Origin of the sequence: Rhodoferax sp. (assembly GCF_030653815.1) — a bacterium.
Lineage (GTDB): Bacteria > Pseudomonadota > Gammaproteobacteria > Burkholderiales > Burkholderiaceae_C > Rhodoferax.
The window spans coordinates 107,378-120,836 of the sequence record NZ_JAURYQ010000038.1; the positions used below are offsets into that span (position 1 = coordinate 107,378).

The 13,459-nt window shown below is 60.9% G+C and carries 12 protein-coding genes and 1 pseudogene; 9 read left to right on the forward strand and 4 right to left on the reverse strand.

Annotated features, from left to right (window positions below; translation table 11 throughout):
• The first annotated feature begins 2 nt into the window (after positions 1-2).
• From Q7U49_RS15110 to Q7U49_RS15140, 7 genes are all read left to right on the forward strand, one after another.
• Positions 3-773, forward strand: coding sequence for an SDR family NAD(P)-dependent oxidoreductase (locus Q7U49_RS15110; protein WP_304765519.1), 771 nt, complete (start codon positions 3-5; stop codon positions 771-773).
• A 312-nt stretch (positions 774-1,085) separates the two neighbouring features.
• Positions 1,086-1,724 carry an energy transducer TonB gene (locus Q7U49_RS15115; protein ID WP_304765522.1) on the forward strand — a complete coding sequence of 213 codons (639 nt, stop codon included), beginning with the start codon at positions 1,086-1,088 and terminating at the stop codon, positions 1,722-1,724.
• 53 nt (positions 1,725-1,777) lie between these two features.
• Entirely contained in the window at positions 1,778-2,662 is an 885-nt protein-coding gene (locus Q7U49_RS15120; protein ID WP_370654022.1) for a MotA/TolQ/ExbB proton channel family protein, read from the forward strand.
• Between the two features lie 25 nt (positions 2,663-2,687).
• The gene (locus Q7U49_RS15125) at positions 2,688-3,113 is read left to right on the forward strand and encodes a biopolymer transporter ExbD (protein ID WP_304765524.1); all 426 of its coding nucleotides are present in this window, start codon (positions 2,688-2,690) and stop codon (positions 3,111-3,113) included.
• A 13-nt stretch (positions 3,114-3,126) separates the two neighbouring features.
• Positions 3,127-3,549, forward strand: a complete 423-nt coding sequence (locus Q7U49_RS15130; protein WP_304765527.1) for a biopolymer transporter ExbD — start codon at positions 3,127-3,129, stop codon at positions 3,547-3,549.
• Between the two features lie 11 nt (positions 3,550-3,560).
• A complete protein-coding gene (locus Q7U49_RS15135; protein WP_304765530.1) occupies positions 3,561-4,805 on the forward strand; it encodes a lipopolysaccharide assembly protein LapB in 1,245 nt (414 codons plus the stop codon).
• 39 nt (positions 4,806-4,844) lie between these two features.
• Positions 4,845-7,094, forward strand: coding sequence for a TonB-dependent receptor (locus tag Q7U49_RS15140; protein ID WP_304765531.1), 2,250 nt, complete (start codon positions 4,845-4,847; stop codon positions 7,092-7,094).
• A gap of 223 nt (positions 7,095-7,317) precedes the next feature.
• Here the strand turns inward: Q7U49_RS15140 and Q7U49_RS15145 are convergent, their stop codons facing one another.
• Genes Q7U49_RS15145 through Q7U49_RS15155 form a run of 3 tightly spaced genes read right to left on the reverse strand, consistent with a single transcriptional unit; the run spans position 7,318 to position 9,907 of the window.
• On the reverse strand, positions 7,318-8,250 hold the full coding sequence (locus Q7U49_RS15145; RefSeq protein ID WP_304765534.1) for a 2-hydroxyacid dehydrogenase: 933 nt from the start codon (positions 8,248-8,250) through the stop codon (positions 7,318-7,320).
• Between the two features lie 3 nt (positions 8,251-8,253).
• Positions 8,254-9,021: a class II aldolase/adducin family protein gene (locus tag Q7U49_RS15150; protein WP_304765537.1), complete on the reverse strand. Its 768-nt coding sequence runs from the start codon at positions 9,019-9,021 to the stop codon at positions 8,254-8,256.
• Positions 9,022-9,067: 46 nt separating this feature from the next.
• Positions 9,068-9,907, reverse strand: coding sequence for a TauD/TfdA family dioxygenase (locus Q7U49_RS15155; RefSeq protein ID WP_304765540.1), 840 nt, complete (start codon positions 9,905-9,907; stop codon positions 9,068-9,070).
• A gap of 213 nt (positions 9,908-10,120) precedes the next feature.
• Between Q7U49_RS15155 and Q7U49_RS15160 the strand changes: the two genes are divergently transcribed.
• Positions 10,121-10,807, forward strand: a complete 687-nt coding sequence (locus Q7U49_RS15160) for a TetR/AcrR family transcriptional regulator (RefSeq protein WP_304765543.1) — start codon at positions 10,121-10,123, stop codon at positions 10,805-10,807.
• A gap of 6 nt (positions 10,808-10,813) precedes the next feature.
• On the opposite strand, the gene Q7U49_RS15165 is transcribed toward Q7U49_RS15160, so the two are convergent.
• Complete coding sequence (locus tag Q7U49_RS15165) at positions 10,814-12,937, reverse strand: FAD-dependent oxidoreductase (RefSeq protein ID WP_304765546.1); 2,124 nt, start codon at positions 12,935-12,937, stop codon at positions 10,814-10,816.
• Positions 12,938-13,100: 163 nt separating this feature from the next.
• Here Q7U49_RS15165 and Q7U49_RS15170 point away from each other — a divergent pair.
• Positions 13,101-13,459: pseudogene (locus tag Q7U49_RS15170) on the forward strand (electron transfer flavoprotein subunit beta/FixA family protein); the annotation flags it as partial.

Below are 13,459 nucleotides of genomic sequence, written 5' to 3' on the forward strand. Positions count from 1 at the left end.
TCATGCAAACCATTTCACAGCTTTTTTCCCTGCAGGGCCAGGTGGCCATCGTGACCGGTGCCGGCAAAGGCATCGGCCGCGCCTGCGCCCTGGCGCTGGCCCAGGCCGGGGCCGATGTGGCACTGGCTGCGCGCACCCAGGCCGACCTGGACGCAGTCGCCGAAGAAATTCGCGCCATGGGTCGGCGTGCCATCACCGTGGCGGGTGATGTCAGTGACGAGTCCGTGCTCGACATCCTGGTCTCCCGCACCCTGGCAGAACTCGGCAAGATCTCGATCCTTATCAACAACGCGGGTGGCGCCGGTCCGAACAGCCCGCTGAAGATGGGCGGCGCCGACTTCAGCGCGGTGCTGGCCTGGAACGTCACCCCGGCCTACCTGCTGATCCAGAAGACGGCCAAGGCCATGCGCGAGGCCGGTGGCGGCGCAGTGGTCAATATCTCCTCGGTGGCGGCGCGTTACGCGCAAAAGCACTTCAGCGCCTATGGCGCGGCCAAAGCGGCGCTGAACCAGATGACGCGCAACCTGGCGCAGGACTTTGGCCCCACGGTGCGCATCAATGCGATTGAACCGGGCACCATCATGACCGAGGCGCTGGCGCCCTTCCTTACGCCCGAGCGCAAGGAGCGCATGTGTGCCACCACGCCCCTGGGTCGCCTGGGCCAGCCCGAAGACATTGCAGCGGCCGCCCTGTTTCTGGTCGCGCCAGCCTCCTCGTGGATCACGGGCAAGGTCCTGGGCGTCGATGGGGGTGTCGAAGCGCCCAACTTCTGAGTCTCGTGGAAAACCCCTAGTTGATTTAATTGGATTAAACCAACTTCTCGTCCATGCAGACTAGGTGCTTGGCGTCGCGCACTTCTACATTGGAGTCTCTGGAACTTGCTGCAGAAAAACTCTGCAGCCTCAGGGCTAAAAACAATGAGAAGGAGATCCCCGCATGATGAAGTCGACTGATGTGCCGAATCGGGAAAAAATCAAATCAATGCCCCGTAGGCTTTGTACTGTGATGTTGGCCGGATTTTTGTCGCTGTCTGATACCACGGTCATCGTCCGAGTTGTGTCTTTGCCCTTGACGGGCTTTTGACTATGAGTTACGCAGAAAATCAGCGCCAGTCAGGTCGGAAAAGTCTCGGGATTTTTTTCGTGGTCGTGCTGCACCTTGTCACGGCCTACGCGCTTGTTACAGGCTTGGCTCGCAAGGCCGTGGAAGTCATCCGGGGACCGATTGAAACCAAGTTGATTGAGGAGTTGAAAAAACTCCCGCCGCCGGACAAGCCACCACCACCCCGTCAAAAGGTGGATCCGCCTCCTTTTGTCCCGCCCGCCGAGGTGGCCGTCGTCGCGCCGGTGCTGTTGGCCCCGGCGATTACCGCTACGGCAACTGTCGTTGCGCCTGCGCCAGTGGAGGCGCCACCCGCGCCGCCTGTGCCACCCAAGCCGGTGCAGCGCATTGCGCCGGTCATTGACGCAGCAAAAAACTGTGTCAAGCCCGAGTATCCCGCCACCTCTAAACGGCTTGAAGAGGAGGGTCTGGTGTTGTTGCGTTTCATGATCGATGAGGGTGGCAAGGTCATTGAAAGTCGTATCGAGACTTCCAGTGGCTACGCCCGCTTGGATGAGGCGGCCCGTGCGGCACTGAGTCGGTGTCAGTTCAAACCAGGAACAGCGGACGGGACGCCGGAGCGCTCTTGGGCCAGTCTGAAATATGTGTGGCGGCTCGAGTGACCCTCGGGTGCCCACACAGCAGCAGTCGAATTACTCATTTCTTGGAGAAAAACATGTTTGAAATCAATCATCTTGGCAAGCGATCCATCGCTACATTGACGCTGGTTATGGGCTTGTATGGGGGCTCGCTTGCTTCCGCGCATGCCCAAACGGCTAACTCGGCAGCTCAGCCGGCCATGACGGCCCTTGCTGGCCCGACGAATGGCGTAGCTAGCGAGTCGGTCCCCTTGCCCCCGCCAATGCCGGCAAAGAAAACCATGGAAGTGGTGGATAACCCCTACGGTATGAGCGCCATCTGGGCGCAGGGCGATTTTGTTGCCAGGGGCACCTTGCTCATCATGATCATCATGTCCATGGGTAGCTGGTACATCCTGGTGACCAAACTGCTGGAGCAGCGCAAGTTGTTTTCCGATGCCAAAAAAGTACGCCAACTGTTCTGGACCGCCAACACGCTGGAGCAGGGCGTTGATGCGCTGCCTCAGGAGGGTGCCTTTTGTTATGTTGCAAAGAACGCTGTGGAGGCGCGCAATGAGCACCAGGGTGCACTTGCCAAGGAAGTGGCATTAAACAACTGGATTGAAATGGCTTTTGACCGTGCGTTTGAAGAGATCCAGGCGCGTCTGCAGGTGGGTCTGGCCTTTCTGGGTACGGTCGGCGCGACGGCACCGTTTGTTGGCTTGTTTGGTACCGTATGGGGCATTTATCACGCACTCACTGCCATTGGCATCGCGGGACAGGCCTCGATTGACAAGGTCGCCGGACCGGTGGGTGAGTCATTGATCATGACCGCCATTGGTCTTGCTGTAGCTGTACCTGCAGTGCTGGGTTACAACTGGCTGGTGCGGCGCAACAAGAGCGCCTTGGCACAGGTTCATGCCTTTGCCGCAGACCTGGAGAAGTGTCTGCTCGGGGGTAGCAAGCCGAAGAGCCAGAGCTGATGCGCCGCTTTTCAAGGACACCATCATGGGCATGAATATCGGCTCTGACGAAGGCGAAGACGAGGTGATCTCGGCTATCAACACCACACCCCTGGTGGACGTGATGCTGGTGTTGCTGATCATTTTTTTGATCACGATTCCAGTAGTGGTGCAGACCCAGAACGTGCGCTTGCCGCAGGAGGTCAATCATCCCCGCCTGACCAAGCCGGATGACGTCAACATCGCCGTCAATCGGGAAGGTCAGCTGTTCTGGAACGAACTGCACATGAAAAGCGACGGGGACTTGCTGGAGCGGCTCAAGTCGGTGTCTTCCCGGCAGCCGCAACCGGAAGTCCACATACGTGGCGACCAGCGCACACCCTATGAGCACATCGCCAAGGTGATTCTGGCCTGCCAGCGGGCTGGCATCGCAAAAGTGGGATTCATTACCGAGCCACCGCCGAAGGGCTGATCAGGAGTCACTGATGCGCAAGAAAAAAAACAAACCGGGCGAAGCGGACATCATGTCCGAAATTAACACCACACCCTTGATCGACGTGATGCTGGTTTTGCTCATCATGTTCATCATTACCATTCCGGTCCAGTTGCATTCGGTGAAGATGAACATGCCGGTAGCCAGCAATGTTCCGCCGACCCAGCCTCCGGTGGTCGTGAAAATCAATCTTGACGACCAGGGCGGTATCCTGTGGGATGGTTTGCCGGTGCCCTTTGGCCCACCCTTGGACCGGATGATGCTGCAACTCGCCGAAATGCCGGATCAGCCCGAGGTCCATCTCAAACCCACCAAACTCACCGAATACCGTCATGTGGCCGCAGTCATGGCATCTGCCCAGCGCATAGGTGTTACAAGGATCGGCATTGTGGGTAATGAACGATTCATTCCCTGAGCTTTTCAATCATGACAAATGTCCGAAAACTGGCAGCACTGACGCTCGCCTTCCTGCTGTCGCTGTCAGTCTATCTGGCGCCGGGGCACACCCAGCAGGAAACGCTGCGAGCCCAGGTGTTGCTGCCCCTGCAGGCGGTCCAGGAATTAAGCAGGCAAAACAAGAACGCTGAGGCAATCAGACGTTTTGCCGAGGTCGATGCGCTTGCCGCCGTCAATCCACTTGAAGTCTTCACCATCGAACGCCAGCGCGCGGTCGTGCTGGTGGCAGTCGGGGATTCAGCGGCCGCAGCCAGGGCGTTGGACAAGGCGCTACAAACCGGGCGCGGCGCTTTGCCCGACCGTCTGGTCCTGATGGAGCATCTGGTGCTTATCCAGTACCGTGCCAGTATGTACTCCGATGCTGCCCAGTGGGCAGGGCGTTACCTCGCCTTGGGTGGTCAGCGCGAGCAGTTGCGCCAGGTGCAGGCCCAGGCCTTGTACCTGTCAGGCCAATATCAGCAAGCTGTCGAGGTCCTTCAGCAGCGTCTGCAGGCTGATTTGGCGGCCCGGCGGGTGCCTGAGGAAGTTGAGCTCCGGCTACTCGCCAGCGCCTACCAGCAACTGAAAAACGAGACCGGCTACGTGGAGACCCTAGAGACACTGGTGCATTTTTATCCGGGGCCGGAAGTCTGGGCCGATTTGCTTTATCGAGTGATGCAACGGCCGGATTTTCCGAGCTATCTTGAGATCGATGTGCGCCGGCTGATGTTGGCTGTTGGTGCTATGGGCAGTGCCGCCGACTTCCTGGACTACGCCCAGCTCGCGCTGAGCGCGGGTTACCCAGTCGAGGCGCGCAAGGTGCTGGAGGCGGCCAGGGGTGTCGACAAGCCGGCCGCGCCGCAGGATGACGCCAAGCTCAACACACTGCTGGCCCAGGCCATGCATACGCAGATCGAGGATGACAAGCAATTGTCCCAGGTCGACGCGCAATTGGCCAAGGCTCGCGACGGAAATCCATTCGTCAACATGGGGCTCAACCTTGCCTTTGGAAACCACGCGTCGCGCGGGGCTGAACTGATCGCGCAAGGCATCGAGAAAGGCGGACTGCGCCAGCCCGACGCGGCGCGCCTGCGCCTGGCCTACGCCTACCACATTGCTGGCCAGCGGGATAAGTCCCGCGCCGTCTTTGAAACGTTGACAGGTTCATCCGCCGAAGCGGCGCTGGCACGACTTTGGCTGTTGCACCTTGATGTCGTGCCTTGGAAGCCCGCTTGATTCATTTTTCCCGTTGATCGTAAAACCCAGGAGACTAAAGTGAGAAATTTCAATCAAACGCCCAGCCGACATTTTGCGCGGCGTGCCGTGCCCGCGTGCGTCGTGGCCTTGCTGGCCTCGGTGTCGCAAGCTCAGGAAGCGCCCGAACCCAAGGTCGATGAAGTGCTGGTGACTGCGCAAAAGCGCAGTCAGCGCCTGCAGGACGTGCCAATTGCGATTTCAGCGCTGTCAGGCAGCCAGCTCGAAAGTCGCAACATCGGTAGCGTGGCTGATTTGGGCTCAATTTCGCCCAATCTAACGGTATCGTCCACGCCCGGTAACGCCACAGCGTCCCAAGTGGCGATCCGCGGTGGCGTCACGATCAACCCGGCCCTGTACTGGGACACCTCGGTGGGCATGTATGTCGACGGCGTCTACATGGGCAAGAGCCAGGGCTCGGTGTTCAAGATGGTCGACCTCGAGCGTGTCGAGGTGTTGCGCGGGCCACAGGGCACGCTGTATGGTCGCAACAGCATGTCGGGCGCCATCAACTTCATCACGCGCAAGCCTTCGGGTGAGTTCGGTGGTGATGTGTCGGTGAGTCTGGGTAGCTTCAACGAACGCGTCGTAAAAGCCGCGATTGATCTGCCCAAGGCCGGCATTGCCAGCATTTCCCTGGGCCTGCGTACCGAAGACCGAGACGGTTGGGTCAAGACCACTCCGGGCAGCAGTGTCAGCGAGCTCAATGGCACGCACCAGAACCAGGCCCGCCTGGCGGTGAACCTCGACATCTCGCCCACCCTGCAAGTCGATTACCGCTTCGATGCCAGCAAGGTCGATGCCACGTCGATGCATTCTCAGTTGTACCGTGCCGACATCCCGGCGCTGGCGCCCTATGTATTCCAGAATCGCCAGACGGTCGCCAGCGTCGATGGCCCGGAGCAGGAAAAATCGGACGTTCAAGGGCACTCCCTGACGCTGGACTGGAAGCTTAATGGCAACAACAGCCTCAAATCGATTACTTCGCTGCGCACCATGAAGTGGGATAACGGCCTGGATCTCGACGGGTCGCCGCTGCCGATCGCGCACGCCGAGCGTATCTCGGATTACAAGCAGTGGTCTCAGGAGCTGCAATGGGTTGGTTCTTCGGGTGACCTGAATTATGTGATGGGGGGGTACTTATTTGGCGATGACGGCACCACCAAGAACCCTCAGCAGTACTTTGGCGGCAATTTCAATGCTGACTCCAACTATGGATTCAGCACCAAGTCGCAGGCCTTGTTTGGCCAGGTTGATTACAAGCTGTCGGACCGCTGGACTTTGACCGGTGGCTTGCGTCACACACGCGAGACCAAGACCATTGACCGTGACATCGCCTTCAGCTTTGCCCCCAGCGCGCCCTATAACCCGCTGATTCCCGTGGGTACCCACGGTCAGGCCACCTTCAGTGCCACCAGTCCGCTGCTGGTGGCCGCGTTCAAGGTCAACGACAGCACCAATGTGTATGCCAAGTATGCCGAAGGCTTTAAGAGTGGCGGCTTCAACGGTGAGCACGGTGATCTGAGTTCGTCGACAGCAGCCAATATTGCCGAGGTCCTGACCCCGTTCCGCCCTGAGAAGCAAAAGACCTATGAGTTGGGTCTGAAAACGAATTTTGCTGGTGGCCGTGGCCAGTTCAACGCGGCGGTTTTCCAGAACGAAATTGACGACCTGCAGTTGTCCATCTTCACCGCCAACGGTGCAGCGGCTTCGGTGATTCGCAATGCGGGCAAGGCGAGCACGCGCGGTTTTGAGTTGGAAGCGACCTATGCTCCCTCAAGTGCCTTGCGTTTGCAGGCAAGTTACGGTTACCTGGATGCCAAGTACAAGGAATTCATCGACGCTGGTGTGAACGTGGCCGACAACCGCGCCTTTGTTCATGCCCCCAAGAATTCCTTCATGCTGGGACTGGACTGGCTGGTGGCACAAACCGGCTGGGGCCCGCTTCGCCTGCAGGGTGATTACACCTTCACCGACGCGTTCTACGCCTACCCTTACCAGCTGCAGTCCAGTGGTCCGAACTACAACCCGGCCGCTGCCGTCGCTGGCAACACCCGGGTCGAGTCCAATGGCATGCTCAACGCCCGTTTGATCCTGAGTGACATGAAGACTTCTTATGGCAAGGTGCAATTGTCCCTGTGGGGCCGCAACCTGACCAACGCCGACCACATTGACAACTTCATCGACTTCGGCCCTGGCTTTGGCAATCTGACCCAGGCCTATTTCAACCAGCCACGCATGGTTGGCTTGTCCGCTGCACTCAAGTGGTAACGTAAGCGGTGGTTGATCGCCGAGATGAACGACGCGCCCTATCGGGCGCGTCCAAAGGTCATTACGAGGCCCGTACCCGGCTCAATACCGCGCACTGACCTTGAACCCTGTGGGGCAACTTCAGTCTGAGATGGTCGACTGAAGTCGACCTCACAACGAGTCCAAACGCCATGTTCATGGAAGAGGCGCAACACATGGCAGCCTCACGCCATTCAAAAAATACTTAAACCACTGGCGCCGACACAGGCAGCCCATCAAAATGCGCGGCCAGGTTGTCAAATGTCAGCTCCAGCATGGCTTGCACGGTGGCACCCGTGGTGCTCGCCATGTGCGGTGTCAACACCACGTTGTCGAGCCCCAGCAGTCCGGCAGGAACACGCGGCTCGTCGCAAAACACGTCGAGGCCCGCGGCCAGAATCTTGCGTTCGCGCAGGGCCTGCACCAGCGCATCCTCATCGACGATGGCGCCGCGCGCCACGTTGACCAGAACGCCCGCCGGGCCAAGCGCGGCAAGGACTTCAGCGTTGATCAACGCGCGCGTGGCAGGGCCCGCGCTGGCGCACACCACAAGAAAGTCAACACTGGCCGCCAGGGTCAGCACATCGTCGCACCAGCGATAGGCCACGTCGGTCTTGGGCGTGCGCCCGGTGTAGGCAATGCGCATGCCAAACGCCAGCGCCCGCACCGCCACCGCCCGGCCGATACGGCCCAGACCGACGATGCCCAGGCGAGCGCCAAAGACACGTTGCGTCATCGGGTGCCGCCCTGCTGACCAGTCCCCCCGCCGCACAAACCGGTCGGCGCTTGCCACCTGACGCGCGGCCGAAAGCAACAGCGCCATGGCGAAGTCGGCAATGTCCTCGGTCGATAGGCCCGGTGTATGGGTGACGCAGATGCCGCGCTCGCGCGCAGCCTCGATGTCGATGCCGTCGTAGCCGACCCCCAGCACCGAAATGATCTCAAGCGCCGGCAAGCGGGTCATCAGTTCCCGCGTGACCACCGACTCGCCAGTGGCCACCATGCCGCGCAGCAGGGGTGCGAGCGCCTGCAGGCCAGCGGCGTCGAGTTGCTCATGTTCATGACAATCGAAACGCGCGCGCAGGCGCTCGATCAAGGTTTCGGGCAAGCGGGAGAGCAGCAGGACATTGGGCTTCATCGTTCATTCCAGCACGGTGGGGTCGCGGCGGATTTCCTCGCGGGCCATGGCCTCCCACAAGAAAGGAAAACCGTTTGCATCGGTGCGCTGTCCGGTCGCGGTGGCAACCTCGGCGGGCAGCGGCACGCCACCGCCGAGCATTTCGACGCGCCACGCCATGCGGCAACGCCACTCCAGCGTGATGGCCCGCAGGTGGGCCTGGCGCAGTCCATTGGCCACCAGCAAGACGCCGTGGTTCGCCAGCAGCGCCCACTTGTCCGCGCCGAGCGCGTCTGCTGCGGCGCGGCCCAACGCACCGTCCTCCACCGTGCCGCGGTATTCGTCATAACGCACCGGATCGGTGTCGACCAGCGCCGAGGTCTGGTCGTAGATCGGTGGCACCCGCCCCACCGCCGACCACACCGAGCCCCACTCGGGATGGTTGTGAATCACCACGCTGACATCGTGGCGCGCGGCATGCACATCCATGTGCAGGTTGATGGCTGGGGTGATGTTCCACTCGCCTTCGATGACCTTGCCTTGCTGGTCGAGCCGCAAAATGTCGGAGGCCGTCACTTCACCCCAGGTCAGTTCCCAGGGGTTGGCCAGGTAAGTGCCGTCGTCCTGGCGCACCGTGATGTGGCCGGCAATGTGGTCGTTGTAGCCCTCCCGATACAGCATCCGGCACTGCAGCGCGACCTGCTGTTGCGGCGTCAGGCTGGGCAGCAGCGCATGCCGACCCGGGCGCGGGGCATAGCGGGCCAGCAAATTGTTATTCACACCATCGATCATGGCTGTCTCCTTGTTAAGCAAAAAAAGCAGTGGGGTTCGCCGGCCATCATGCGTGCCACGGCCCGCGCGCAAACACCGAGGCGCGCTGCATGCGCCGCTGATGCGGCTGATAGTCCAGGATGGCGTTGTGCAGCACGCTGCGGTTGTCCCACAGCACCATGTCGCCGAGCGTCCAGCGATGCCGGAATCCGAATTGAATTTGCTGGCAGTGCGCATGCAAAAAGGCCAGCATCGCTTCGCTTTCAGCATGGGCCAAACCCTCGATGTGTGTGGTGTAGGTCGGGCTGATGAAGAGCGCCTTGCGGCCCGTCACCGGATGTGTGATGACCATCGGGTGCAGGTGGCGCCGGTTCATCTGGATGACTTCGAGGTAGCGCTCGTGCGTCACGACGTTTTGGCGCAAGGCGGCCGTCATCGGGCGATTCATGTCGTGCCAGGCCTCAAGGCTGTCCAGGTAGTGCTTCATGCGCCCGGACAGCGCGTCATAAGCCGTGCTCATGCTGATCCAGCAGGTGTCGCCACCGCAGGGCGGCAGAATTTTGGCCTGCGTCATGGTGACGATGGGTGGACTGGGGAGAAAGCTTTCGTCGTGGTGCCACATATCGGCCCGGTCGCCCAGCTTGGAGTCGATGATGGTGATCTGCTCGAGGCCTGCACCGAGATTCGGAAAAAAGGTGTGCACTTCGGGTTCGCCAAAATGCGCCGCAATGGCCAGATGTTGCTCGGGTGTCAACGCTGGAACATGCAGCACGAGGGCTTCATGCTTGACGAGTGCGGTTTCGATCGCCACCAGCGTGTCTGGTGAAAGTCCTTGGCTAAGATCGAGATCAAGCACTTCGGCGCCAATGGCAGGGCCGAGCGGGCGGACCGTGAGGGGTGATGACATGACAGTCTCCTGATGAATTTGGAATCTTTAAAATTACGGGGCACATGAATCCAGATGGACCCGCTGCGCGAATCAACGCAGGCAGGAAGTTTAGGAAGCTTGCCGGCATTGCGATAGTCGCTTTTCCGGACAACAAGTCAGCAAGCCAAGTCGATGATTTAATTGATAAATATGGGATTATTGGCAACCCACGGAGACGACACTCGCATTTCCATGCACAAGAATCGCAACACCCCCATCACGGGCACTTGGCCGCCGCCGGCGCAGCTTCCCACACCCCGCAAGCGACCGAACCAATCGCGCTCACGCGCGCTGGTCGACGCTGTGGCGCAGGCTTGTCTGCGCATCCTGGACGAAGAAGGTGAGGAGGCGCTGACCGTGGCCCGTATCGCGGAGGTGTCAGGCGCCGCCGTCGGCTCCATCTACCAATACTTTCCCAACAAGGACGCCATCGTGGCCATGCTGTACGAGCGTGTTCTCGACGAGGAGGCCGGGCAGCTGCTGTTGGTGCGCGAAAGGCTGGTCGGCGCGCCGCTGACCAGCGCCCTGCGCGAGATCCTGGGCAACATCATTCGTGTTGAGCTGCGGCTTTTCAAATTGAACCAGGCCTTTCATTTGCGTTACCACACGGCGCTCCATCTGGGGATGTGGCGCGGCCCGTACCAGACGACAAGCGAATTCATCGAAGCGACCTGGCTGCCGCTGCTGCAAATGTATGCGCATGAAATCACCACGCCGCATCCCGCCTTGGCGGCCTATTTGCTCGGGCAGGGCTTGCGCAGCGTGATCCGGTCGGTGCTGGAGGACATGCCGGTGCAGCTCGAATCTCCAGCATTTCTCGACAGCTTGGTCGCCATGGCCATGGGTTGCCTGCGGCCACCAGAACCGGCTAATCAATAGAGCGTCTCAGACCTCGCGTCCTACCCGGTTGCCCTCGTGCATGGCGCCTTCAATGTAGTTCACGCCCGCGCAGTCGCCGATGCGCTGCAGCGGAATGCCGCAGTCGAGCAGCGCAGTGGCCACGCTGTCGTCGGCCTCGGCGCCAATGGCCAGTACCACCGAGTCGGCAGCTGTGCGTTGTTGCTCGCCTTGCGCGTCAAGCCAAGTAACTTCATTACGGCCAATTTCCTGCACCGTGGCGTTCAAGTGCAATTGACCGTGCTGGGTCACTGCTTCCAGTACCCGCCAGCGGCGCACGATGGACAGCTCACGCCCAGCCTTGTCGGTTGGCTCCAGCACGGTGACTTGGCGGCCGCGTGCCAGCAGAAACTCGGCCAGTTCCAGCCCGACCAGGCCGCCGCCCACGATCAGCACCTGCTTGCCCAAAGGCATCCACAATTTTGACAGGCTTTGCAGCGCCTGGGTGCTGTCGGTCACGCGCAGCACGCCGCCCACCTTGAACATGGCGCGCTCGGCCAGGTTGAGTTTGGCGCGGGCGATCTCGTCGGCGCGGTCGCCGGTCATCAGGCGGCGCAATTCGTCGCCACTCCAGACATGGCGCTGTCCTGCGCCTGCAATGGCCGGTGCCCCGCGACGGGCACCGCTGGCCACCACCACCGTGTCGGGTTTGAGCTGGGCGACAAAGGCGGCATTGACCTCAGTCGACAAGCGCACCTCAATGGGCAGCTGCTTGATTTGTTCCACCAGGTAGTCGAGCAGCTTGCCGTTTTCAGGATACGCCAGCGCGGCAAAAAACAGCGTGCCGCCCAGGCGGTCGCTGCGCTCGGCCAGCGTGACGCGGTGGCCCCGCAGGGCTGCCACGCGCGCGGCTTCCATGCCGGCAGGGCCACCGCCCACAATCAATACATGACGCGGCTGGGTGCTTGGGGCCAGCGTGGTTTCGAACTCGCGGCCGGTCTGCGCATTGACCGAGCACTTGACCCGCTGGTTGATGAAAATCTGGCTGACGCAGGCGTAGCAGTAAATGCAGGGGCGGATGTCCTGCGGGCGGTTTTGTTCCAGTTTGATCGGAATTTCGGGGTCGGCCAGCATCTTGCGCGCCATCGCCACAAAATCAAACTGACCGGCGCTGATGCCCTGGGCGGCCACATCCGGCTCAATGCGGCCGACCGCAATCACCGGCACCGATACCGCCTTTTTGAGGGCCGCGGCATTGGCAATGAAGCCGCCAGGCTGGTGCACCAGCGGTGCCTCGGTGAAGGCGACGCCGGTGGTCAGGGTTGCGTAGGCCGACACACTGATGGCATCGGCGCCAGCGGCCTCACACAGTTGGGCGGTGGCGATGGCATCGGGCAGTGTGATGCCGCCGGGCGTGCGCAGCTCTTCGGCGTCAAGGCGCACCCAGACCGGAAAGTTGCCGCCGGTGCGGGCCTTCACAGCGGCAATGGTTTCCAGCAGCATGCGGGCGCGGTTTTCCAGCGGGCCACCATAGGCATCGTCGCGGTGGTTGTAATACGGCGACAAAAAGCCGGCCAACATGTAGCTGTGGGCTGCGTGCAGCTCCACACCGTCAAAACCGGCCCGCTGGGCACGCTCGGCGGCGGCGGCAAAGGTGTCGACCATCAGCGCAATGTCTGCTGTGCTCATCACCCGGATTTGTGGCCGGGTCTTGCCCATGCCGCCGACAAAGGTGGACAGCTCTTCGGTGGTGAAGGTTTTCATGATGTCGGTCTTGGCCGCCGGCGGCATCGACGGCACCCAGAGTTCGCGGCCCGCGGCCAGGTCCCGCGTGGCGGTTTTGCCGGCGTGCTGCAACTGCATGGCAATCTTGGCGCCGTGGCGGTGCACCCGCTGTGCCAGCGCCGCCAGACCGGGAATAAAGTCATCGTGCGAGATGCCAACCTGGAACGGCTCGGCCGTGCCCGCCGGGAACGCGATGGCGCAGGCGCCCATGGTCAACAGACCGGCGCCGCCCTTGGCGCGCGCCTCGTAATACGCCTGGATGCGCTCGCCGCAGGTGCCGTCCGATTCGGCAAAATTGGAGCCCATGGGTGCCATCACGATGCGGTTGCGGAGTTCCAGCGTGCCGATGCGCGCAGGCTGAAGCAGGGGAGAGAAGGGATTGCTCATGGGTGTTGATACCTTGCTGTGAAGATTTATCGATTGTGAAAGCTTTGCAGCAGCGGGCATCGTCCATTTGGACGCTGACGGGCTTGGCGCAATCGCCGACAGTAGCGTTTGTTTGCCATCAAATCATTTTCGCGCTCCCTAGCGCTTACAGGAAACGTCTAACATGAAGTGTCTGGTTCCCATCAAACGCGTGATTGACTACAACGTCAAGGTGCGCGTCAAAAGCGACAACTCGGGTGTCGATCTGGCCAACGTCAAAATGAGCATGAATCCATTCGATGAGATTGCCATTGAGGAAGCGGTCCGGCTGAAAGAAAAAGGCGTCGCCAGCGAGATCATCGCCGTCTCTTGTGGTGTCACCCAGTGCCAGGAAACCCTGCGCACCGCCATGGCCATTGGCGCCGACCGTGCCATCCTGGTCGAAACGTCTGAAGAACTGCAACCCCTGGCCGTGGCCAAGCTGCTGAAAGCTTTGGTCGACAAGGAACAACCCGGCCTCATCATTTTGGGCAAACAGGCCAT

Bases quoted from the DNA above. Each gene is read 5' to 3' on its own strand.
- Q7U49_RS15130 (WP_304765527.1), top strand. From the start codon at position 3,127: ATGCGCAAGAAAAAAAACAAACCGGGCGAAGCGGACATCATGTCCGAA.
- Q7U49_RS15145 (WP_304765534.1), bottom strand. From the start codon at position 8,250: ATGAAGCCCAATGTCCTGCTGCTCTCCCGCTTGCCCGAAACCTTGATC.
- Q7U49_RS15160 (WP_304765543.1), top strand. From the start codon at position 10,121: ATGCACAAGAATCGCAACACCCCCATCACGGGCACTTGGCCGCCGCCG.
- Q7U49_RS15155 (WP_304765540.1), bottom strand. From the start codon at position 9,907: ATGTCATCACCCCTCACGGTCCGCCCGCTCGGCCCTGCCATTGGCGCC.
- Q7U49_RS15135 (WP_304765530.1), top strand. From the start codon at position 3,561: ATGACAAATGTCCGAAAACTGGCAGCACTGACGCTCGCCTTCCTGCTG.
- Q7U49_RS15115 (WP_304765522.1), top strand. From the start codon at position 1,086: ATGAGTTACGCAGAAAATCAGCGCCAGTCAGGTCGGAAAAGTCTCGGG.
- Q7U49_RS15120 (WP_370654022.1), top strand. From the start codon at position 1,778: ATGTTTGAAATCAATCATCTTGGCAAGCGATCCATCGCTACATTGACG.
- Q7U49_RS15165 (WP_304765546.1), bottom strand. From the start codon at position 12,937: ATGAGCAATCCCTTCTCTCCCCTGCTTCAGCCTGCGCGCATCGGCACG.
- Q7U49_RS15110 (WP_304765519.1), top strand. From the start codon at position 3: ATGCAAACCATTTCACAGCTTTTTTCCCTGCAGGGCCAGGTGGCCATC.
- Q7U49_RS15150 (WP_304765537.1), bottom strand. From the start codon at position 9,021: ATGATCGATGGTGTGAATAACAATTTGCTGGCCCGCTATGCCCCGCGC.
- Q7U49_RS15125 (WP_304765524.1), top strand. From the start codon at position 2,688: ATGGGCATGAATATCGGCTCTGACGAAGGCGAAGACGAGGTGATCTCG.